Source organism: Bacillus sp. NTK071 (assembly GCF_017303315.1).
In the GTDB taxonomy this organism is placed as follows: Bacteria; Bacillota; Bacilli; order Bacillales; family Guptibacillaceae; genus Guptibacillus.
In genome coordinates this window covers 81,501-103,557 of record NZ_JAFKOI010000012.1, presented here as the reverse complement: position 1 = coordinate 103,557, position 22,057 = coordinate 81,501, and the positions used below count along the sequence as shown (strand labels likewise).

The 22,057-nt window shown below is 42.2% G+C and carries 19 protein-coding genes and 1 riboswitch; of the genes, 16 read left to right on the top strand and 3 right to left on the bottom strand.

Features of this window, described 5'->3' with window-relative positions; translation table 11 throughout:
- The first annotated feature begins 574 nt into the window (after nucleotides 1-574).
- From spoIIID to JI666_RS16330, 5 genes are all read left to right on the top strand, one after another.
- Nucleotides 575-847 carry a sporulation transcriptional regulator SpoIIID gene (gene spoIIID / locus JI666_RS16350; protein ID WP_048311390.1) on the top strand — a complete coding sequence of 91 codons (273 nt, stop codon included), beginning with the start codon at nucleotides 575-577 and terminating at the stop codon, nucleotides 845-847.
- Between the two features lie 139 nt (nucleotides 848-986).
- The gene (gene mbl / locus JI666_RS16345) at nucleotides 987-1,988 is read left to right on the top strand and encodes a cell shape-determining protein Mbl (protein ID WP_048311391.1); all 1,002 of its coding nucleotides are present in this window, start codon (nucleotides 987-989) and stop codon (nucleotides 1,986-1,988) included.
- Nucleotides 1,989-2,022: 34 nt separating this feature from the next.
- A complete protein-coding gene (locus JI666_RS16340) occupies nucleotides 2,023-2,310 on the top strand; it encodes a DNA-directed RNA polymerase subunit beta (protein ID WP_286170897.1) in 288 nt (95 codons plus the stop codon).
- Nucleotides 2,311-2,331: 21 nt separating this feature from the next.
- Entirely contained in the window at nucleotides 2,332-2,754 is a 423-nt protein-coding gene (gene fabZ / locus JI666_RS16335; RefSeq protein ID WP_206893796.1) for a 3-hydroxyacyl-ACP dehydratase FabZ, read from the top strand.
- Between the two features lie 479 nt (nucleotides 2,755-3,233).
- Nucleotides 3,234-3,410, top strand: a complete 177-nt coding sequence (locus JI666_RS16330; RefSeq protein WP_206893792.1) for a hypothetical protein — start codon at nucleotides 3,234-3,236, stop codon at nucleotides 3,408-3,410.
- A 78-nt stretch (nucleotides 3,411-3,488) separates the two neighbouring features.
- On the opposite strand, the gene JI666_RS16325 is transcribed toward JI666_RS16330, so the two are convergent.
- Nucleotides 3,489-3,821: a helix-turn-helix domain-containing protein gene (locus tag JI666_RS16325; protein ID WP_206893790.1), complete on the bottom strand. Its 333-nt coding sequence runs from the start codon at nucleotides 3,819-3,821 to the stop codon at nucleotides 3,489-3,491.
- Between the two features lie 301 nt (nucleotides 3,822-4,122).
- Here JI666_RS16325 and sinI (JI666_RS16320) point away from each other — a divergent pair, with 301 nt between their 5' ends.
- The 3 genes from sinI (JI666_RS16320) to JI666_RS22010 are packed head-to-tail and all read left to right on the top strand — an operon-like array spanning nucleotide 4,123 to nucleotide 4,844.
- A complete protein-coding gene (sinI, locus tag JI666_RS16320) occupies nucleotides 4,123-4,245 on the top strand; it encodes an anti-repressor SinI family protein (protein ID WP_136946738.1) in 123 nt (40 codons plus the stop codon).
- Nucleotides 4,246-4,257: 12 nt separating this feature from the next.
- Nucleotides 4,258-4,521: a hypothetical protein gene (locus JI666_RS16315; protein ID WP_206893787.1), complete on the top strand. Its 264-nt coding sequence runs from the start codon at nucleotides 4,258-4,260 to the stop codon at nucleotides 4,519-4,521.
- Complete coding sequence (locus JI666_RS22010) at nucleotides 4,518-4,844, top strand: DUF5658 family protein (protein ID WP_414635150.1); 327 nt, start codon at nucleotides 4,518-4,520, stop codon at nucleotides 4,842-4,844. The genes JI666_RS16315 and JI666_RS22010 overlap by 4 nt, the downstream gene beginning before the upstream one ends.
- A 33-nt stretch (nucleotides 4,845-4,877) precedes the next feature.
- Here the strand turns inward: JI666_RS22010 and JI666_RS16310 are convergent, their stop codons facing one another.
- A complete protein-coding gene (locus JI666_RS16310) occupies nucleotides 4,878-5,213 on the bottom strand; it encodes a helix-turn-helix domain-containing protein (RefSeq protein ID WP_206893786.1) in 336 nt (111 codons plus the stop codon).
- Nucleotides 5,214-5,332: 119 nt separating this feature from the next.
- Nucleotides 5,333-5,455, bottom strand: a complete 123-nt coding sequence (gene sinI / locus JI666_RS16305) for an anti-repressor SinI family protein (RefSeq protein ID WP_286170895.1) — start codon at nucleotides 5,453-5,455, stop codon at nucleotides 5,333-5,335.
- A 19-nt stretch (nucleotides 5,456-5,474) separates the two neighbouring features.
- Nucleotides 5,475-5,573, bottom strand: a riboswitch (cyclic di-GMP riboswitch).
- A 180-nt stretch (nucleotides 5,574-5,753) separates the two neighbouring features.
- Between sinI (JI666_RS16305) and JI666_RS16300 the strand changes: the two genes are divergently transcribed.
- The 8 genes from JI666_RS16300 to JI666_RS16265 all read left to right on the top strand — a co-directional run bounded on the left by JI666_RS16300 (nucleotide 5,754) and on the right by JI666_RS16265 (nucleotide 22,029).
- Entirely contained in the window at nucleotides 5,754-6,050 is a 297-nt protein-coding gene (locus tag JI666_RS16300) for a hypothetical protein (protein ID WP_206893782.1), read from the top strand.
- 85 nt (nucleotides 6,051-6,135) lie between these two features.
- Nucleotides 6,136-6,903 carry an SDR family oxidoreductase gene (locus tag JI666_RS16295; RefSeq protein WP_206893781.1) on the top strand — a complete coding sequence of 256 codons (768 nt, stop codon included), beginning with the start codon at nucleotides 6,136-6,138 and terminating at the stop codon, nucleotides 6,901-6,903.
- Between the two features lie 83 nt (nucleotides 6,904-6,986).
- Nucleotides 6,987-7,373, top strand: a complete 387-nt coding sequence (gene gloA2 / locus JI666_RS16290) for an SMU1112c/YaeR family gloxylase I-like metalloprotein (RefSeq protein WP_414635149.1) — start codon at nucleotides 6,987-6,989, stop codon at nucleotides 7,371-7,373.
- 185 nt (nucleotides 7,374-7,558) lie between these two features.
- Complete coding sequence (locus JI666_RS16285; RefSeq protein WP_206893780.1) at nucleotides 7,559-13,087, top strand: alpha amylase N-terminal ig-like domain-containing protein; 5,529 nt, start codon at nucleotides 7,559-7,561, stop codon at nucleotides 13,085-13,087.
- A gap of 347 nt (nucleotides 13,088-13,434) precedes the next feature.
- Nucleotides 13,435-14,052 (top strand): transposase, encoded by a 618-nt coding sequence (locus tag JI666_RS16280; RefSeq protein ID WP_286170894.1) that lies wholly within the window; start codon nucleotides 13,435-13,437, stop codon nucleotides 14,050-14,052.
- Between the two features lie 46 nt (nucleotides 14,053-14,098).
- Nucleotides 14,099-14,974 carry a DNA-processing protein DprA gene (gene dprA / locus JI666_RS16275; protein WP_206893777.1) on the top strand — a complete coding sequence of 292 codons (876 nt, stop codon included), beginning with the start codon at nucleotides 14,099-14,101 and terminating at the stop codon, nucleotides 14,972-14,974.
- 599 nt (nucleotides 14,975-15,573) lie between these two features.
- Nucleotides 15,574-19,383 (top strand): cell wall-binding repeat-containing protein, encoded by a 3,810-nt coding sequence (locus tag JI666_RS16270; protein WP_286170891.1) that lies wholly within the window; start codon nucleotides 15,574-15,576, stop codon nucleotides 19,381-19,383.
- 180 nt (nucleotides 19,384-19,563) lie between these two features.
- Entirely contained in the window at nucleotides 19,564-22,029 is a 2,466-nt protein-coding gene (locus JI666_RS16265) for a cell wall-binding repeat-containing protein (RefSeq protein ID WP_206893775.1), read from the top strand.
- Nucleotides 22,030-22,057 lie beyond the last annotated feature (28 nt).

The following is a 22,057-nucleotide window of genomic DNA, read 5'->3' as shown; positions in this document are numbered from 1 at the left end:
CTTAGTTATGGGCTATTGGTTAGCACCTGCATCATAACGGAGGGTCCTTTTTTATGCAATAGGCTTCATTCTGTTCTCACAGGAATGCTCCTGCGGGATGAGCGGGACAGGTGAGACCCCACAGGAGCGTTAGCGACGAGGAGGCTCAAGTGTCCCGCCCCGCGGAAAGCGAGCACCTGGAGCGCAAATCAACCTCTACTCTTATAGCAACAATGTCTACAAATAAAGCCTACCTAAAAATTGAAAGGACTTCTGATTTTCACTAAAAACAGAGGTTCTTTTTTGTGTTCAGAAACATACAACATAAGCAATATTAAGCATTTTAAAGAAAACTTAAATAAAATCCCTTGTCCCTCTTGACTTTTTGGTATATAACCACCTTTGCCTTAATAAAATGTTACAAAACTTAGTAAATGAGGGGCAGAGGTGAGAAGTTGTGGTAACGCTTCGAAGTATTCTTGCATGCAATACTCCTGACATCATGTAGGTCACCTGATGACTAGAGCTTCGTAGCATGATCACTTTATCAGTCTCATTTCGCATCTCTCACATCCAATTTAGGGAGGCGAGTGGTGTGCACGATTACATCAAAGAGCGAACCATCAAGATTGGAAATTACATCGTGGAGACTAAGAAAACGGTGAGGGTGATCGCCAAAGAGTTTGGAGTGTCCAAAAGTACCGTTCATAAGGATTTAACGGAACGGCTTCCCGAAATTAATCCGGACCTCGCCAATGAGGTGAAGGGGATTCTCGAGTATCATAAATCGATACGCCATCTCCGCGGCGGCGAAGCGACGAGAATAAAATATAGAAAGGATACTGAAAAAGAAGAAGCTGTCAAATAACACGCCTAAAAACGACAATTTTTTCTAAATCATTTCTTCCTTGTGATACTTTTGTGGTACAATATACTAATGGATACGTAGTTTATACATACTAGGACTGGAACAATAGATGAGTTATAGTACACAGGGAGGATAAGTCATGTTTTCACGTGATATAGGGATTGATTTAGGTACAGCGAATGTACTGATTTATGTGAAGGGCAGAGGCATTGTTCTTGATGAACCTTCAGTAGTAGCAATTGACACTGGTACTGGAAGAGCACTGGCTGTTGGTGAAGAAGCAAGACAGATGGTCGGCCGGACTCCTGGAAACATCGTTGCAACACGTCCTTTGAAAGACGGCGTAATTGCAGACTTCGATATTACAGAAGTAATGCTGAGACATTTCTTGAACAAAATCAATGTGAAAAGTTTTCTATCAAAGCCGCGAATTCTTATTTGCACCCCAACCAATATTACATCGGTTGAGAAAAAGGCAATTAAAGAAGCAGCGGAAAAAAGCGGTGGAAAGCAGATCTTTCTTGAAGAAGAACCAAAGGTAGCAGCGATTGGCGCAGGCATGGATATTTTTCAGCCAAGCGGTAATATGGTAGTGGACATTGGCGGTGGAACGACGGATATCGCAGTTCTTTCAATGGGCGATATTGTCACCGCCTCTTCCATTAAAATGGCAGGGGACAAGTTCGATTACGAAATCCTCGACTACATCAAGAAAACATATAAGCTTTTAATCGGAGAACGTACAGCAGAGCAAATCAAAATCAACGTTGCAACGGTATTTCCAGGCGGCCGGAATGAAGAACTTGATATTCGCGGACGTGATATGGTTTCAGGACTTCCACGCACAATTACAGTGAAATCTGATGAAATCCAGCAGGCACTTCAAGAGCCGATCTCCCACATGGTAATGGCGGCGAAGAGCGTACTTGAACGAACTCCTCCTGAGCTTTCAGCAGATATCATTGACCGCGGTGTTATTATGACAGGCGGCGGCGCATTGCTTCACGGTATCGATCAGCTATTTGCTGAAGAATTAATGGTTCCTGTTCTAGTAGCAGAAGAGCCAATGAGCTGTGTCGCAAAAGGGACAGGCCTTATGCTTGAACATATCGACAAGATCGCTAAGAAAAAATTAATCTAGCTTCGTAACGGAAACTATTCGTAAGGGTGTAATCATGATGGCGAACAACCATGAAAAGGTGAACCAGACCTCAGAACGTAAGGACATTACAACGGAAGAGGCCAAACAAACGAATAAGAATACAGAAGAGAAACAGCGCAGGCCAAGAATTCGGTTAATCCCGATCTGGCTGCGCCTTCTTCTCGTGGTGCTATTACTTCTAGCTTCGCTTCTAGCAGGAGCTATGCTCGGTTATGGTGTTATTGGTGATGGAAGCCCTGGCGATGTTTTCAAAAAAGACACATGGGTGAAAATCACGGATATCGTTAAGAAGGAAAAGTAATGAGTGAAAGGAGAATGAGACATGTTAGATAGTCAGGATATTAAATCAATCATCCCGCATCGATACCCTTTCTTGCTTGTTGATCGCATTCTTGAAGTTGAGGAAGAAGTAAGAGCGGTCGGTATAAAGAACGTTACAGCGAATGAAGAATTTTTCAACGGGCACTTCCCAGATTACCCGGTTATGCCAGGCGTACTAATCGTAGAAGCACTTGCGCAAGTAGGGGCAGTAGCGATGTTGAAAAAAGAAGAAAATCAGGGAAAGCTCGCTTTCTTTACGGGGATCGACAAATGCCGTTTCAAGAAGCAAGTTAAACCTGGTGATCAACTCCGCCTTGAAGTCGAAATCATCCGAATCAAAGGACCAATCGGCAAAGGCAAAGCAACAGCCACAGTAGACGGCGAAGTAGCAGCAGAAGCAGAAATCATGTTTGCACTAAAATAATAGTTGAACTACATCCCTACCGATAGGCATTGAAGAGATGCTTGTTGGTGGGGGTTTTTATTTATGACTGTTTGCGTAGATATTATTATTTTATATTAATAAAGACCTCTTTCCAAAAAGTTTGTAGTGTTTAAAAAGAGGTTTTATAAACAGCAACACTTCGAAGTTGATTGGAGCGGAAGGTGCTCGACTCCTGCGGGACTAGCGGGACAGGTGAGACCCCACAGGCGCGCCCTTCAGCGACGAGGAGGCTAAAGTGTCCCGCCCCGCGGAAAGCGAGCACCTGGAGCGCAAATCAACCACTACTCTTAAGCCATTGAATTATGTTCTTGAAGCGATTTGTTAACCGTTTATTAGTAATGTAAAACCCTTATAGAGACTATGTAAATATCAACAAATTTCCAATCTGACTTGTTATGATGATCTCAACCGCAACGTAGCGGTAAAAACTTACTTGAGTTCAGGGAGGAATTTTGGAAATGAATCAGAAGAAATTCATGCTCAAAATTGCAACTTCGTTAGTAGCTGTCATGTTAATTACGGCTTGTAGCAGTAATGAAAGTAACGACACAGAGAACGGAAACAACTCAATGAACAATGGTAGTAACACAGAAGAACCTGCTACAAACGAGAACTCCAAGAACTCTGCTGAATAAGAACGTCCACTCCTGTCTCAACTGGACAGGAGTTTTTATTTGTAAATAAAAAATGAAGCAGGGCGGGATCCGGCTGCTTCAATCCTCTTTGCTATGTTTTAGTTGCCATTTCTTAAACTCTAAATAATCCGCAAAATCTTCTTTCGTTATCCCAGAGCGCATAGCCTCTTCAATCAATTCCTTCCATTCTGTATCAAGTGCAGGCTCTGCCATATCCTCTTCAAGGATAAAAACTTCCATGGGAACTTTAAGCTCTGCCGCTATCTTCTCAAGGAAGTGAATCGATGGGTTAGCCTGTTGATTGCGCTCAATTGAACTGAGGTATGACTTGGCCACTCCAGCACGTTTAGCTAACTCCGTTAATGATAACCCCATTCGGTTCCGATAAAGTTTAATTTTTTCCCCTATCATCCCTTTACCTCTACTTTATCATTATTTATTAAATTAATTTTATCAAGAACACATCGTTCTGTAAACAGAACGATTGTCATGGTTTTAAAAGTTTATAGCATAAAGTAAATAATGAAAATTTAAGAAAGATAGAGTATTTGTAAGTATACAAGTGGTATGAAGTTCAAAATGAGCCAAATCAATGAATTTTCAGTCTTTTTTATCTTCCAAAATAATACTATATTAGATGTACATTCTAAATAAAGAACAAAACGTTCTTTATTAATGTCGGTTATTGGAGAATCATATAAGGGGGATGGGAATGAGGACGTATACTGACGAAAAATTGGACGAAGAATGGGTAACGCTTATTTCAATCGCAAAGAAACTTGGGTTATCAAAGGAGGAAGTGAAGCAATTTCTAACCAATTCCTCGAAAAATTAAGGAGGAATGTAAATGATTCGGTTAGGTGAAAATACGTTTGTATCGTATATTCTAGGAAAAAGAATTAAAGTCATCGCAATAAATCAACGGCTGGCTAGACTTTATATTAATGATGAGTACAAAGGGAAATGTGAATTATCTTTGATATTAAAAAAGATAAACTCATTTGAGAAGAAGGAACAGGATATCAGGGGAATGATGCGGGATGAACAAAAACTATATTCCGACTTAGGTGAAATCATTAAGAATCAGAAGATATCTCCTCATCTAGAATGAAGGATAAGTCGACGTTTCGATTTCTTGTCATTTATTTAGGGTGCTGTAACCTGCTTGATGGCTTTGTTACGTTCTGGGGACTAGAGAACGGGTGGATTGAAGAAGTAAATCCCTTCATGAGATCAATGTATGAATTTCATCCTCTTGCTTTTCTATTTTATAAAGCGGGTATTTCCCTACTCTTACTTAGTTTTTTATTCTTACACAAGCAGATTAGATCTGTTTCCGTAAGCATTCTTTTAAGTGTTGCTTCCATTATTTATACGTTTTTATTATGTCTCCATGGCTACTGGCTACTTTTACTTTCCTATATAGGTAAATAAAAAAGAGCCGTCAAATAGGCTCTTGAATCAATTCTATTGATCGGACCCTTGTTTAGCACGCCATTTGTTAAACTCCAAAAACTCCCTGAATTGATCTTTGCTAACCCCAGACTCCATTGCTTCTTTCACAAGTTTTTTCCAATCTGAGTCTAAGTCAGTCTGATGAATCGAATCATTGCCTTGAAGCAAAACTTCAACGGAAACATCAAGTACGTTGGATATTTTATCAAGGAATTGTATTGAAGGGTTCGATTGAATATTGCGTTCGATGGAACTCAAATACGATTTCGCGACATTCGCTCGTTCTGCTAATTCTGAAAGTGATAACCCTTTTCGTAATCGGTATTTCTTAACTTCTTCACCTATCATTTATCGATCCCTCCGATGCCCTTGACAAAATTCTCTGTTATTCATAAGTATACCAGTATGTATTTGTTCCGTAAATAGAACAAAAGCGACAAAATGTATCGTCGCTTTTGTTCGTCTTCTTATTTGCTTTCTTCTTGAAGAAAGGCATGTACCTCTTCAACTGTTAAACCAAGCTTTTTTGCCTCCTTGATCAGCTCAATCCAGTCCTCATCAAGCTTTTCTTTTGTATGTACCTCCATCATAATCCTCCTTGTAAATTTTCCAGATAGTACAGCCATCATAGAAGTCTTGACTCCTCCACTTCCTTAGATCTGTATACTTTGCGTCCATTTCTTTTCAGAAAGGTTGCCTTTATGCTGGAGGATGTTTTAATCGCTATACCTATCATAGTTCAAGGAAAGTGAAAAATGTGTTGGAATTTGTAATAAATAACATTTTTTATAACTTCTTTTGTGAAACTCATCAGCTTCTCATATGAAACCGAATAGTTGGCTGATATTTGGCAAGAATACCATTACAACCTACTAGGAGGAAAAAAGTATGAGAAAGTGGTTATCGTCACTGCTCACGATTATGCTTGCCGTTGGAATCGTAGCAGGATGCTCTGATGCTGATGAGGAAGAAGGTCCTGTGGAAGATCCAGAGATGCAAGATGAGTCCCAAAAAGATGAAGAGAACATAAACGAAGACAAGGGAACAATCGATGAAGAAGATGATGATAGTATGAATGAAGATGGATCAAAAGAAGGCGATCAAGACGAAGATGGAAATATGGATGAAGACCATATGGATAAAAATGAAGAACAGCCGAGTGATGAAACGGAAGATCAGAATTAAAGACCTTGCAGAAGGTCTTTTCTTTTTTTAGCAGTCTTAAATGAAGGGAGTATCGGGTATAGACAGAAAAAAGGAGGACGTACATATGACGAAGGTTGCAGTTATTACTGGTGGTGGATCTGGAATAGGAGAAGCAACAGCAAAGCGATTCGCGCAACAAGGCATGCGCGTTTGTTTACTTGATTTGAAAGAGGATCGTGCAGAGCGCGTTAAAGAGGAGATTGTTAGGAATGGCGGGGAAGCCTTTGTATTAGATGTTGATGTGTCAGACGAAGAACGAGTTAGAACAGCACTGACAACCGTTAAACAAGAATGGGGTCGTATTGATGTTCTCTTCAATAATGCTGGCATTAATGGCACGTTAAATTCGATTGAAGAAATGAAAGTGGAAGATTGGGATCAAACGATTCATACAAATTTGAGAAGCACCTTTCTAATGGTAAAGCATAGCATTCCTTATATGAAAGAAAACGGTGGCAGCATTATTATTACAAGCTCAATAAATGGCAATCGAACTTTTTCTAATTTCGGAATGTCGGCATACAGCACATCGAAAGCGGGCCAGGTAGCATTTATGAAAATGGCAGCGCTTGAGCTCGCACAGTATCATATTCGAGTGAATGCCATCTGTCCAGGTGCAATTGATACGAATATTGATCAAAATACTCATAAAAAAAGCAGCGTGAAGGAAATTGAAATACCAGTTAAGTATCCTGAAGGGAGTCATCCACTTGAGCACAAATCCGGAAGTCCTGAACAAGTGGCGGATGTTGTTTACTTCCTCGCTTCAGATGCCTCCAGTCACGTGACAGGTACAGCGATGTACGTTGATGGGGCGGAATCTCTATTATAATCGCGCATGAACCCGACATCTTGTCGGGTTTCTTATTGACGGATATGATGAGCGTTAGTATCGTTAAACGAGAGGTGATGGGAATGTTTACTAAGTTGCACCACGTAGCGATTATTTGTTCAGACTATGTACGCTCAAAGTCTTTTTATGTTGAAACGCTTGGACTACATATAATAGAAGAAACGTATCGTAAGGAGCGAAATTCTTATAAGCTTGACCTTGCTGTAGGAAAGCATACGAGAATCGAATTATTTTCTTTTCCGAATGCACCCGAGAGACCTAGCTATCCAGAGGCACAAGGGTTAAGACACCTTGCTTTTGAAGTAGATGATCTAGATGACGCTGTGAATGAGCTTATAAAGAAGGGCATTGAATCACTTGAAGACATACGAGTAGATGATTTAACAAATAAGCGTTTTACCTTTTTTGCAGATCCAGATGGTCTTCCGATCGAATTATATGAAAAGTAGCACAATTTAACAAAAATAAGTTGATTCTTTCCAATTACTGTGGCAAAATAGATCGTGAAAGCGTTTGCTTACTCTCGGAAAAGACTCGCTTATTTTTTATTTAATTTGTGCAAGCGGTTTCCTTCCTTTTGCGAAAGTGTGCAAACGTTTCCACAGGTAGGTATTTATTTAAGAGGGGGAAAAGAATGAAACGGCGTAATCGAAGAAAACTTTCACTGTCACTTGTTATCGTCCTTGTTATGCAGCTTTTAGCTGGTGCTATACCAGGTGCAAAAGCGGCGGAACCAAGCCCGGTTATTGATGGATCGAGCGCAACGTTTGTTTATGAAGGAGATGGGAGCGAAAGCAAGGTGCTTGTTGCTGGTGATTTTACGAACTGGCAGGATGGAGCTCTTCCACTTGAAAAAGGAGAAAACAATGTCTGGCGTTTAACGGTTGATGATTTGTCAGATGGTCAGCATCAATATAAATTTATCGTGGGGGATGAATGGATGAAAGATCCGGCAAATCCAAATGGAAACGATAATAGTATATTTACGATCGGTGAGCCATCGTCTGAAAGAATCGTGACACTTGCTGGAGATTTGCAGGACGAAATGGGTGCAGAGAAGGAATGGGATCCTGCAGCAGAAGAAACCGTTATGAAAGCAAAAGGTAATGGATTCTATGAACTAACGGCTGAACTTCCAAAAGGGAATTACGAGTACAAAATCGCAATTAATCAGTCATGGGGAGAGAGTTACGGTGATGGGGCTAACAATTTTAAACTATCACTCTCAGAAGCTACTAAAGTAACGTTCTACTATCATGATGGAACACATGCGGTGGCGAATTCAACAACATACACACCAATTTCAAATGAAAAGCAGCCTAGATTAGTTGGTTCAATTCAACCTGCGATTGATGCAGGACCTGAATGGAGCCCTGAAAAGTCGACAGCGCTTTTAACTGATGATAACTTTGATAATATTTACTCTTATACTGCAAGTGTTCCAAAGGGGAAATATGATTTCAAAATCGTACTCGGAAATGAATGGGGCGATGATTATCCGGCAGATAATGCGAAATTAAATGTGTTGGAGAAAACGGATATGACGTTCTTTTTCAATGCAGATACGAAAGAAGTAAGCACGGATTACAGTGCAAAAGGTTCTGATGGTGCAGTTGCAAAAGCGAGTCTTCTACATAATTCATGGGAAGAAGCTTACCGTGCTCCATTTGGTGCTGTACAAGTAGGCAAGAAAGTGACAATCCGACTTGCATCAAAGAAAGATGATTTAACAAGAGCGGATTTGTACTTGAAGAATCAAAATACAGGAACGAGCAAGCTTGTACCGATGGAAAAGGCAGCAACAGCAGACGGTAGGGATTTCTGGGAAGCTGATGTAACACCTGATGAGAAAGGTCTTTACGGGTACAAATTTATCGTACGTGATGGCTCAGCGAAAGCAGAGTACGGCGAAGATACGAAGCAAGGTGCAGCTGGTAAAGCAGTCGATGCGAATGCTGAATTGTATCAACTGACAGTATTCGATCCAGGGTTTGAAACGCCTGATTGGATGAAAGAAGCTGTCGTGTATCAAATTTTCCCGGATCGCTTTCATAACGGAAATGAAGAGAACGATGATGCAAAGAAAAATGCTAGAGGTCCTGAGCCAATCGAGCATCAGGAATGGGGCGAACTTCCGGATAACCCGAGGCTCGAAGATCAGCCTGGATATGAAGGAGATGGGTTCTGGAGCAATGATTTCTTTGGCGGTGACGTGAAAGGAATTCAGGACAAACTAGATTACATTCAATCACTTGGTGTTAACACGCTTTACTTGAATCCAATTGCTGCAGCGGCATCGAATCATAAATATGATGCATCAGATTGGAAATCAATTGACCCTATGTTTGGAACGCCAGAAGAATTTAAAGCGTTTACAGATGAACTTGAAAAGCGTGATATGCACTTAATTATGGATGGCGTATTCAACCATGTTGGAGATGACTCTATCTATTTTGACCGATATGGCAAATACGATGTTGTAGGTGCATATGAATACTGGTCTCGCATTTATGACTTAATGAATGATGAAGGTTTAAAAGAAGATGAAGCAAAAACAGAAGCACGTAAACAACTTGAAAAGGAAGGCCAGACGTTTAACGATGAGTATGGCTTCCATAACTGGTTCAACATTAAGAATGAGAAAGTAGTCGATGAAAAAGGCAACGAACGCTATGATTATCAAGCTTGGTGGGGCTATGACTCTCTTCCAGAAATCAAGAGTGTTGATGGAGAAGCCGTTGACTATGAAAGCGAATTGAACAACAAGAAGTTCTCGGATTACATTATGTACGACAAAGACTCAGCTTCGAAATCGTGGTTAACAAACGGTGCTTCTGGCTGGCGTCTTGATGTAGCAAATGAAGTGGATATGGAATTCTGGCGTGAGTTCCGTAAAGAACTGAAATCAGAAGAGATCGCTGGTGAAGGGGCTACATTGAAAGAAGGAGAAGAGCCGCTTATCCTTGGAGAGATCTGGGACGATGCATCTAAATACTTCCTTGGGGATCAATATGATTCCGTCATGAACTATCGTTTTGAAGGAGCGATTCTCAACTTTTTGAAGAATGGGAATGCTGCTAGCACTGACGAGCAGTTGATGGCTGTGCAAGAAGATTATCCTGAAGAAGCCTTCCATGCTCTTATGAACTTAATGGGTTCACACGATACACCGCGTGCGATTTACGTGCTGGGTGGTGGAACAGATAGTTATGAACGAGCTGAGTTCGATCCGAAATACGATCATGAACTTGGTGTGAAGCGACTGAAACTAGCTGCTGTTCTTCAAATGGGTTATCCTGGTGCGCCAACGATTTACTATGGCGATGAAGCTGGTGTGAGTGGCTCTAAAGATCCAGATGATCGCCGCACATATCCTTGGGGCGATGAAAATGCTGACTTAGTAAAGCATTATCAAGATGCAGGTGCAGTTCGAACGGCAAACGCTGATCTTCTCGCGTATGGTGATTTAACAACACTGCATGCTGAAGGCGATGTGTATGCATTCGCTCGTACTTCTAACGACGGTGCTGCAGTTATTGCGGTTAACCGTGGCAGCAAGGCACAAACGCTTGAGCTGAATGTGGATGATGTTCTTTTAAATAATATCGCGTTCACAGATGGACTTGCGAAGGATTATCACGCAACAGTTAAGGATGGCAAGGTGAATGTTACAATTCCAGCCATGACTGGCCGCATGCTAATCGCTGATAACGGTCAGAGCTTTGAACGTCCAAACGCTGTAAGTGAGCTAAAAGCGACTGCAGGAGAAGGAAGCGCAACACTTTCTTGGAAGGGCGATGCAAAACAGTACAAAGTATATAAATCAACGCTTCAAGGTGCAATGTACGAAGAAGTAACAGTTACGGATCAAAAGTCCATTACAATCGACAAGTTGACGAATGGTCAGTCGTACTTCTTTGCAGTAACAGCAGTCGATGGTGATGGCAATGAATCGCTGAAAGTTGAAACAACTGAAGCATCTATTCCTCACATTGAATGGAAAGATGGGAAGTACGAGATTACACCAGTAACAGCCTTGGATGATCAAGTCCTTGATCTATCAAAAACGTTTGCTATTGAAGGAAGCGTTAAGATTGAAGGAGCAACAGAGTCAGGTCTTGCAGAAGGCTTGATTGCGAAGCTTCAGGTGAAGCAAGGAGACGGTGATTGGACTGAAAAGCAAGCTACGTATACTGGCCAAGATGGAGAGAAGGATGCTTATAATGGTTTTAAAGCAGATTTCCGTCCAATTGAAAAAGGCGTATACACGTACCGTCTTGCTTACTCGACCGATCGCGGAGCAACATGGAAAACAACGAATACTGAAGAAGTTAAATTAACTCAGAATGAGGATGATGTGAAAGCTCCTGCAGATGCAGTGAAGCTTGACGTACCGATGCAAGAGTCTGGTCAGGTTACATTAAACTGGGCACTTGAAGGAGCGGATAACCCGTATCTTCTTGCAATTGAGCGAAACGGCGAAACAGTTGAGCTTTTAGAAGGAGCAGACGCTGTAAGCTATACGGATTTTGCGGTTGAGAACGGTAAAACATACAAATATAGAGTAGTGGCCTACGATCAGGCTGGAAATCAAACAGCTTCGAATGAAGTGTCTGTTACCCCTGATATCGTTATGGTGGATGTGACGTTTAAAGTGCACGCACCAGATTACACGCCACTAAGCGCAAAAGTGACAATGCCTGGAGATCAAAACGGATGGAGCACAAGCGCGTGGGAAATGTCCCGTAACGGTGCAGTATCTCCAGACTGGGAATTGAAAAAATCTTTCCCAGAAGGTACTAATTTAACGTATAAGTACACGAAGGGTGAGTCATGGGATCAAGAAGGTCTTGCGGATCACACTCGGAATGATAAGTCTGATGATGATGTGAGCTTCTATGGTTATGGTGCTGAAGGAACTGATTTGAAAGTAACTGTAACGAATCAAGGCGGAAACAAAATGGTCGTTGAAGACGAAATTTATCGTTGGATCGATATGCCTCTTGTTGTAAACTCTCCAGAAAACGGAGCTGTCATTGAAGGCGATAAAGTAACGTTTAAAGGTAATGCCATTAAAGAAGGCGACCTTACAATCAACGGTGAAAAAGTAAAAGTGAACGACGACATGACGTTCACACACGAAGTGACTCTTAAAAATGGTGAGAACGAGATTCCTGTTTCAATCGCACCATCTGAAGAGAACAAATCCGAAATCTTTAACAACGATGGCGGTGCCATTGCTAAGAACACGAAAGAGTATACGTGGAAGGTAACATCGAATGCGGGTGAGCCTGAGCCGAAAGAGCCTGTGCGCTTATTCGGAGACGATCGCTATGCAACAGCGGTTGAAATCTCTAAAGAAGGTTGGGACCAAGCGGATACGGTTGTCATTGCTAGAGGGGATAATTTTGCTGATGCTTTAGCAGGCGCACCTCTTGCGTACAAACTGGACGCACCAATTCTTCTTACACGTGAAAAAGGACTTGAGAAGTCTGTGAAAGATGAGATTAAGCGTCTTGGTGCTAAAAAGGCGATCATTCTCGGCGGTACATCAGCTGTACCGAAGTTCATTGCCTACCAACTTGAAGGAATGGACTTGAAAGTGCAACGCATTTACGGACAAGATCGATTTGAAACAGCTGCTAACATTCAGGCGAGCCTTGGTGGTAGCCCTGATAAAGCAGTCATAGCAAACGGAATGAACTTCCCGGATGCACTAGCTGCAGCATCATATGCAGCAGAGAACGGATACCCAATTCTATTCGCTAAGAAGGATGAAGTTCCTAAAGCTACGAAGCTAGCACTACGTAGCGTGGATGGAACCATCGTTGCTGGTGGTGAAGCGGTAATTAATAAGAAAGTGTTTGGTAGCTTACCAGATGCGAAACGTTATGCAGGAGAAAATCGATTTGGAACCGCAGCATCCATCGCGACTGAATTGAATTCATCGAAGAAAGTATTCATCTCAACAGGCATGGACTTCGCCGATGCCCTAACAGGCTCGGTACTTGCAGCAAAACAGGATGCAGCCATGCTCCTCGTAAAGCCTGACAAGATGCCAACTGAAACGGCAGAAGCCCTTAAGAAGCTTGAAGCCGATACGTTTACGATCCTTGGTGGAACGAATGCGGTAAGTGATGGTGTTGTGGAGAAGTTGAAGTAGAGAGAGCATTAATCATAATGGGATCAGACCCCTGTCTGACCCCACTAAAAGACAAAACAGCAAAAAGTGTCCGCCCCAGACGGACACTTTTTGCTGTTTCAAACGGCTTTCAATGGCTATGAGCTTATATGGGGTAAGGGTTTTGAGGGGAGAGAGCGGTAGGGGGGTCAGGCTCGAGCCTGACCCCCCTATTACCACCGCATCAAAATTCCTCCAACTGAAATGAAAAATATTTCTGAATAATTTATAAATTAACTATTCCCAAATTCTTGAAAGGTGGTATACTACAATTATCAGCCCCGATATGGTAGAAATTCCCCATCATCCTTACTAAAGGAGCAAATCGAATGGCTCGCAAAAAACGCAATTGGTTTCCTGGTGCGAAGTATCATATTACCTGCCGAGGGAATCGTAGAGCGCCGTTATTTGAAGAACGAATCGATCGACTGAAGTACTTAGTCTTTCTCGAACAAGCTCGTCAGGCATTTCCGTTCCGCTTACACGCATACTGTCTCATGACTAACCATGTGCACCTCTCCATCGAAACCTTCGATCATCCCCCTGGTGAAATCATGAAAGTTATTAACTCCAACTATGCAAGATATTTCAACGACAAATATGAGTATACAGGACACGTATTTCAAGGCCGTTATTCCGCTGAACTGCTTGATTCAATGATGTATGAAATTGACGTGAGCAAATACATTCACCTTAATCCAGTTAAAGCCCGGATGGCTGTTAAGCCAGAGGACTATGCCTGGAGCAGTTATCGCGCCTATTTTTCATATAAAAAGGATCCGCATGCTTATCCCGACTACATATTATCTTTGTTTCAAAAACCAGCTCGGGAAGCTTATCAGCGTTATGTGCACAATTCAGATCCATCAGCACCACCTGAACTAAGGAAGCATGTGCCGATCCTTAGTGGCAAACGCATCTATTTACTAACAAATCTTCCTGAATAATAGGGAGAGCCCCTTTTAAAATTACAAGTGAAAGAGAAGTGAATGAATGGAGCGCTGGATCTGGCTTAGTTCAATTCCGCATGTTGGCCCAGTAACGCAAAAGAAGCTACTGGCTGTTTTCGGAACTCCTGAACAAGTCTATCATGCCTCTCCTGCTGAACTTCAAGAAGTAAAAGGAATCTCACAGCGTGCACGTGATGCTATTTGGGCTGCGCGGTCACTGGAGAAACCAAAACGCATTCTTGAAGTAGTTCATCAAAAGGAGATCTGGCTGTTACCCCGAGATGACCCGCTTTACCCTTATTACGCAAAAGATGTACCTGAATCACCTGTTCTACTGTATTACAAAGGCCTTATCCAACCTACTTTACCGTCTGTAGCCATTGTCGGTTCTAGAACTTGCTCCAATCACGCAAGGAGAGCTGCCGAAGAGTTGTCCCAAACGCTCTCAAGTCTTGCCATTCCTGTCATTAGCGGTCTCGCAAAAGGAATCGATCAGTTCGCTCACGTAGCCTGCCTCGCGAATCGTGGGCGTCCGATAGCCTTTGTTGCACATGGAGTCGATGAATGTTATCCGAAAGAGCACCGCTCGCTCTTTGAGGCCATCATCGATCAGGGTGCTGTTATCTCCCAGTATCCACCTGGCACAGCACCAAAACCGAAGCAATTCATCCAGCGAAACGCGCTTATCAGCGCATGGTCAAGTCATGTCGTGATTATGGAAGCTGAAGTGAAGAGTGGTGCAATGACGACTGCACACTTTGCGCAGAAGCAAGCAAGACAAGTCTATGCATTCCAAAACAAAGACGATCGAATTGGACAGGGAACAAACTGTCTCATCGAAAAAGGTGCTCTCCCATATGGTAGTGTTGACTCACTTACAAGTCGATTAGAGTTACCCTTTCATCCACGTGAAAAATAAAGAGATTCCCATACTCTCTATCAAACCAAACGATAATTGTTAAATTCTCCACATATAACCGCGTTTTGATCCCTCAAGGATCTTCAAGATCATCTCCCCCGACTAGAGCATGATGGCTTCCAACCCATCCGGGCAAAGATGAAAGATAGAAGAAGATAAACCTGCCTCTTAACCACCAAATCGAGCCATCGATGAGGTGGTTTTTTATTGTGCTCGCATTCCCATTTACAGGTGCTTAAGACCTATACGCTAAACACAGAAAATAAAGAATGAAAGAATCATAATTCTATAGTTGTATAATAGTTTAACCAAATCTTTACAAAAGTTAAGCGGAATAAAGTGGAAATAAGATGGGTTAAGTAGTGTCCTCCCAGCGTGGACAAATGCCGCTATTTGTCTTTAAGGGGGGTCAGGCTCGCACCTGACCCCTCCTTCTTTTGACCCCTCCTTCTTTCTTTCCCTTCTCTCCACCAATGACAGCGTATTCAAAAATTAGACAATTTACGCTATTTTTACACATCTAGTTTAAAAGATATTGTATACTTACAATTGGTGGCATTGTCACCAAAATTCGACTACATATCCGGGGGGAATAGAATTTGGAACGAAGGTCAACACGTCGTTTAATTAGCTTTGCGCTCATTTTCTCAATGGTCCTTAGCTTTTTCGCATTACCAGTTTCGCAGTATGCTTCAGCAGAAGGAACCATTTCCGTAAGTGAAGCGATCGCAAACAATACTGGTTCTGCCACAGTAGAAGGTTATATTGTAGGAACAACTTCAAGTGGACCATCTTATAACTTAGATGATGCCAATAATGTAAAAACAAACATTGCGATCGCAGATTCACCAGATGAGACAAAGGCAGAAAACATCATGCCTGTTCAGTTACCTAACAACAACCTCAGAACAGATCTGAATCTAGTTGATCATCCAGAAAACAAAGGTAAAAAAATTCAGATTACCGGAACCCTCGAAACATATTTCGGTGTACCGGGTCTTAAAAGCCCATCGACTTACACTTTCCCTGACAGCACAACTCCAGATCCAGACCCTATTAAACTCTCAACAATTGCCGATGCAAGACAAGAAGCAAAAAACACACAAGTTAAAGTAAAAGGAATCGCTACAGCAGCATTTGAAGCTGGCGGTCAAACAAATCTATTTATCCAGGATGAAACAGCTGGCATTATCATTCGCGTTGCAGGTATTACTGCTAAGCCTGGTGATGAAGTAACAGCTCAAGGTTCAATCACTGATTACTACGGTATGCAGCAAATCGAAGCGACTACTGTAGAGAACACAACTCCTGATAAAGGAATTCCAACTCCGGAGTCTCTTAAGTCAACTGATCTATCAAAAGAGAACGGTGAACAGCACGAAGCTGAATTCACTAAGTTTACAAACGTCACTGTGAAATCAGTCGACAGCAAAGGAAACTTTACAGCTGAAGATACTTCTGGTGAATTTGTTATCAAGCCAAATGACAAATCTTTACTGGAGGTCGGCAAAACATACGAAATCCTTAAAGGTGTGATCGATTATAACTTCAATGAATACAAACTAGTGCCACGTAGCGCAGCAGACGTTATTGAAAAAGCGTTCTCTGTGACAACAAACACGAAATCGGGATCTGTTATTGAAGGTACAAAAGTAACGCTTGCGACAGCTGAAGAAGGCGCAACGATTCATTACACAACCGATGGTAGTGAGCCAACAGCTAGTAGTACAGAGTACACTGCTCCGATCGAATTGACAAAAGACACGACAATTAAATCTATCGCAGCAAAAGACGGCAAAACAAGCGATGTTTCTACTTTTGAATACAGAGTATTAAAATCAGCAGATGGAATCAGCATTCATGACATCCAAGCTGCGGACCACACTTCTCCATACGAAGGTATGGCAGTAACAAAAGTAAAAGGAATTGTTACAGCGAAAAATGGATCAAGCGGCTTCTACATGCAAGAAGAGCAGCCAGATGATAACGTAGCTACTTCAGAAGGGATTTACGTTTATAAAAGCGGCGGCTCAGGCGTTGAAGTTGGCGATAACGTTGAAGTAGATGGTCAAGTAAAAGAGTGGAGAGAAGGCGGTTATAGCGACGCGAAGGATCTTCTAACGACTCAGATCACAGCATCCAACGTGACGATTGCATCTTCAGCAAACACACTACCAGAAGCAATCGTTATTGGAGACGACCGTACACCTCCAACTGAAAACATTGAAGACGACAACATGAAAACATTTGATCCGGAAACGGACGGACTTGATTTCTATGAAAGCCTTGAAGGTATGCTGATTGAAATACCTGATGCAACGATTTCAGGACCTGTGAAATACGATGAACTTCCTGTTTACGTGAATGCAAGTGCAGATCAACTTTTCACACGTGCAAATGGTCTATTGATCTCACCTGAAGATTACAATCCAGAACGTATGCTCATTGATGTAGATGGGATCGATATTGATGTCACTACAGGTGATCGACTCGATGGCTCTGTTACAGGTATCGTGAGCTACGATTATAGCAATTTCAAAATTCGTCCAACTGGTACGTTCCCTTCTGTCATCGAAGGAGATACGAAACGTGAAGTAACGAAAATCGAATCATCTGAAGGCGATTTAACAGTTGCATCTTACAACATTGAGAACTACTACACTGGTGTTGGTGAAAGCAAAACAGCGAAAATCGCTGACTCCATTGTAAACAACATGAAAACACCTGACATCATCGGTTTAATTGAAGTACAGGACAACAATGGTCCGACAGATGATGGCACAACAGATGCTAGCGAATCTTATAACGCAATTATTAAAGCAATTGAAGAAGCGGGAGGCCCAACTTACAAGTTTACTGATATCGCTCCAGCAGACAAAGTAGACGGTGGGCAGCCAGGCGGAAACATTCGCGTAGGTTTTATCTACAATCCTGAACGTGTTAATTTACCAAAGAAAACAGCTGGGGATGCAACAACGTCAGTAGATGTTGATGCAAATGGCTTAACACTTAACCCTGGTCGTATTGATCCAACGAACGATGCATTCAAGAACTCTCGTAAGCCACTTGCTGCAGAGTTTGAATTTAATGGTGAGAAAGTCGTTGTCGTAGCGAACCACTTCAATTCAAAAGGTGGTGATGGCGCACTATTTGGCGCAGAGCATCCAGTTGTTCTTGGTAGTGAAGTACAACGTATCAAACAAGCTTCCATTGTAAATGGTTTTGTGAACGATGTTGTTACAAACATGGACGATGCAAATGTAGTCGTTCTTGGTGACTTGAATGACTTCGAATTCTCTAAACCAATCAACACGCTTGAAGGCGATGTGCTAACGAACATGATGGAGAGACTACCATCTGAACAACGTTACACATATGTCTATCAAGGAAACTCGCAAGTACTTGACCATATTCTTGTATCAAACAATCTAGCAAAACGTACAACAATCGACAGCATTAACATTAATGCTGATTTTAGTGAAGCAGATGGCCGTGCGAGCGACCATGATCCAGTTCTAGCAAAGATTCAAATGGAGAACAAAGTCGACCGTACATCTGGTGAAAATCGTTATGAAACGGCGATTGAAATCTCCAAAAAAGGATGGGACAGCGCAGATACAATCGTGCTTGCAAGAGGCGACATGTTCCCTGATGCACTTGCTGGCGCACCTCTTGCTTACAAGTACGACGCACCGATTCTTTTAACCGAGAAGTACAAAGTATCTTCTGCTTTGAAGGAAGAAATTGCTCGTCTTGGTGCTGAAAAAGCAATTATCCTTGGAGGAGAACAGGCCATTTCGACGTATGTTGAATACTCGTTAAAGAGTCTTGGTCTTAAAGTGGAACGCATTGGAGGAGAGGATCGCTACGAAACGGCAGTAAACATCGCAGCCAAACTTGGCGGATCTCCTGACAAAGCGATTCTAGCAAATGCGCGTAACTTCCCAGATGCTCTTTCTGTTGCATCCTATGCGGCGAAGAATGGTTATCCAATTGTGTTAACTGATAACGATCAACTACCGGCAGTTTCGAAAAAAATCCTAAGCAACACAGATGAGCAAATCGTTGTTGGCGGTAAGGATGTCATCAGTGCGAAGGTGTTCGATCAACTATCAAGTGCAGTCCGCTATAGTGGCAAAGACCGCTATGCAACATCTGCTGCCATCGCAACGGTTCTTACACCAAACACAGATACAGCCATCGTTGCAACAGGTCTTAAGTTTGCTGATGCCCTTGCAGGATCTGTCCTTGCTGCAAAAGAAGATGCAGCAATTCTACTTGTAAAGCCAGACGACATTCCTGATCCAATTTCAGATGCAATTAATGAAATTGATATCAACAATTTCCATATCCTTGGCGGAACAAATGCCATTCACGACGATGTTATGAATGAACTAAAAGGGAAGTAAATGAGGAAATAGGCGGGTTCATTCCGCCTTTCCTTTTCCTATGAAACTAGTCATAAAGAATGATTTGTAATTTATCGAATGTTCCAATAAAAGGGACCATTAACCTAGTAATCTGTTATATAATGAAAAAGGATAAATTCCGACAAAAATAGAGTTTTCGAAAGGGAAGGGATTACGTACATGAACATGAAAAAACCTCTTTTCGGCGTCTTATCAACAGCTGCACTAGCCATGGCAATTGCTGCAGCACCGTCAACTCCTGTAGAAGCGGCAGATGGAGATTTTGATCTTACAATTATGCATACAAATGATACGCATGCGCACCTCGACAATGCACCACGTCGACTAACAGCAGTTGAGGAAATTCGTGCTGCACGTGCAAACACGATTCTATTAGATGCTGGTGACGTATTCTCTGGAACGTTATTTTTCAATAAATACAAAGGTCTTGCTGACGTACAATTTATGAACATGATGAAATACGATGCGATGGTACCAGGAAACCACGAATTTGATGAAGGTCCAAAGACGTTCTCTGAATTCGTTAAGCAAACGAAATTCCCGATCGTAAGCTCGAACATTGATTATAGTAAAGACCCTGATCTCGCTCCACTTTATAAGAATGAGATGGCGATGACAGGCGATGATGGCACGATCTATCCAGCAGTCATCCTTGATGTTAACGGAGAAGAAGTTGGTGTGTTTGGCCTAACGATCGAATCAACAGACGAGTTATCAAGCCCTGGAGACACAATCTCGTTCCTGAACCACCAAGAACAAGCTGAGAAAATGGTTAAAATGTTCCAAGACAAAGGCATTAACAAAATTGTTGCCCTTACTCACCTTGGAAAGACTGTCGAAGTTAAGCTTGCTGAAACGGTTAAAGGGATCGACGTTGTTGTAGGTGGCCATAGCCATACGAAGCTTGAAGATGCAGTTGTTGTAAATGAGAAAGAAGAACCAACGCTTGTTGTACAAGCTAACGAATATAGCAAGTACCTCGGCGATCTACAAGTAACGTTTAATGCTGACGGCGTTCTAACGGAATGGGATGAAAAGCTTCTTGACCTAGGTAATGGAAAAGATGTTAAAAAAGTATATGAATCTGATCCAGAAGCACAGAAACTTTTCGATGATCTGAAAAAACCACTCGAAGAAATTGAAAAGAAGGTTGTCGGTGAGTCAAATGTTTACTTAGATGGAAAACGTGGTTCGGTTCGAACTGGGGAAACAAATCTTGGGAACCTGATTACTGACGGTATGTTATACAAAGCCCAACAGTTCACAGATGCGACGATCGCAATTACGAACGGTGGAGGCATTCGTGAGTCCATTGATGAAGGTCCGATTACTCTAGGTGAAGTTCTTACAACAATGCCATTCGGTAACAACCTTGTTACGCTTGATCTCACTGGTGAAGAAATTATTTCTTCTCTTGAACATGGGGTAAGTGGAATCCAAACAGGCGAAGGACGATTCTCTCATGTATCTGGACTTAAGTATGCATTCGATAAAGATCTTCCTGTCGGTGAACGGATTCTAGATGTGAATGTGAAAACAGATAAAGGCTATGTTGATATCGATCCGAAAGCGACATACACTGTTGCGACAAATGCCTATATTGCTGATGGTGGAGATGGATATGAGGCTATGGGCAAAGCGTCTGCTGAAGGACGTATCGAACAGCTTAACTTCGTTGACTTTGAAGTGTTCACAGAGTACCTTGATCATATCGGAACGGTGAAGCAAACGGATGAGGCGCGTATCGTCGAAGCAGACGTTGAGCGAATTAATGGTGATAACCGCTACGAAACATCTGTGAAAATCTCGCAAGAAGGTTGGGAGTCGGCCGATACAGTTGTGATTGCTCGTGGCGATTCATTCCCTGATGCACTTGCAGGCGCACCACTTGCATACAAGTATGACGCACCGATTCTACTAACTGAAACGGGATCACTGAACTCTCTTGTTAAAGAAGAAATTAAACGTCTTGGCGCTAAGAACGTTATTATTCTTGGTGGGAACAGTGCTGTAAGTAGCTATGTTGAATTCCAGCTTGAAGGAATGAAGCTTGATGTGGACCGCGTTTCTGGTGACAACCGTTACGATACAGCAGCTAACATCGCAGCATTGCTTGGTGGTTCACCAGATAAAGCGATCATTGCAAACGGAAGAAACTTCCCAGATGCGCTAGCAATCGCTCCATACGCAGCAAGAATGGGCTATCCTATTCTTCTAACAGAAGCTGACGACATACCGAGTGAAACGAACAATGCGCTCATAAGCATTCGAGATGCAATTGTCGTTGGTGGAGAGCAAGCTGTTAATAAGGATTTGGACGATCTTCTTGGAACATCTGCACGCTATGCTGGTGAGAATCGCTTCGGAACAGCAGCGGAAATTGCAACTGAGCTAAATTCCTCTGCACGCGTCTACGTTTCAACTGGAATGAACTTTGCTGATGCGCTTTCTGGATCCGTACTTGCGGCGAAGAATAACGCAGCAATGCTTCTCGTGAAGCCGAACATGCTTCCTGAAGAAACAGCGGCAGCAGCTAAGGATATCGAAGCTTACGATTTCCGCGTTCTCGGTGGAGAGCAAGCAGTTGGTACAGAAGTTGTGAATAAACTTCAAAATCAAAAATAATTTTTTTGAAGCACAGAGCATTGTCTCT

Bases quoted from the DNA above. Each gene is read 5' to 3' on its own strand.
- mbl (WP_048311391.1), top strand. From the start codon at position 987: ATGTTTTCACGTGATATAGGGATTGATTTAGGTACAGCGAATGTACTG.
- JI666_RS16340 (WP_286170897.1), top strand. From the start codon at position 2,023: ATGATGGCGAACAACCATGAAAAGGTGAACCAGACCTCAGAACGTAAG.
- fabZ (WP_206893796.1), top strand. From the start codon at position 2,332: ATGTTAGATAGTCAGGATATTAAATCAATCATCCCGCATCGATACCCT.
- JI666_RS16330 (WP_206893792.1), top strand. From the start codon at position 3,234: ATGAATCAGAAGAAATTCATGCTCAAAATTGCAACTTCGTTAGTAGCT.
- JI666_RS16325 (WP_206893790.1), bottom strand. From the start codon at position 3,821: ATGATAGGGGAAAAAATTAAACTTTATCGGAACCGAATGGGGTTATCA.
- sinI (WP_136946738.1), top strand. From the start codon at position 4,123: ATGAGGACGTATACTGACGAAAAATTGGACGAAGAATGGGTAACGCTT.
- JI666_RS16315 (WP_206893787.1), top strand. From the start codon at position 4,258: ATGATTCGGTTAGGTGAAAATACGTTTGTATCGTATATTCTAGGAAAA.
- JI666_RS22010 (WP_414635150.1), top strand. From the start codon at position 4,518: ATGAAGGATAAGTCGACGTTTCGATTTCTTGTCATTTATTTAGGGTGC.
- JI666_RS16310 (WP_206893786.1), bottom strand. From the start codon at position 5,213: ATGATAGGTGAAGAAGTTAAGAAATACCGATTACGAAAAGGGTTATCA.
- sinI (WP_286170895.1), bottom strand. From the start codon at position 5,455: ATGATGGAGGTACATACAAAAGAAAAGCTTGATGAGGACTGGATTGAG.
- JI666_RS16300 (WP_206893782.1), top strand. From the start codon at position 5,754: ATGAGAAAGTGGTTATCGTCACTGCTCACGATTATGCTTGCCGTTGGA.
- JI666_RS16295 (WP_206893781.1), top strand. From the start codon at position 6,136: ATGACGAAGGTTGCAGTTATTACTGGTGGTGGATCTGGAATAGGAGAA.
- gloA2 (WP_414635149.1), top strand. From the start codon at position 6,987: ATGTTTACTAAGTTGCACCACGTAGCGATTATTTGTTCAGACTATGTA.
- JI666_RS16285 (WP_206893780.1), top strand. From the start codon at position 7,559: ATGAAACGGCGTAATCGAAGAAAACTTTCACTGTCACTTGTTATCGTC.
- JI666_RS16280 (WP_286170894.1), top strand. From the start codon at position 13,435: ATGGCTCGCAAAAAACGCAATTGGTTTCCTGGTGCGAAGTATCATATT.
- dprA (WP_206893777.1), top strand. From the start codon at position 14,099: ATGGAGCGCTGGATCTGGCTTAGTTCAATTCCGCATGTTGGCCCAGTA.
- JI666_RS16265 (WP_206893775.1), top strand. From the start codon at position 19,564: ATGAACATGAAAAAACCTCTTTTCGGCGTCTTATCAACAGCTGCACTA.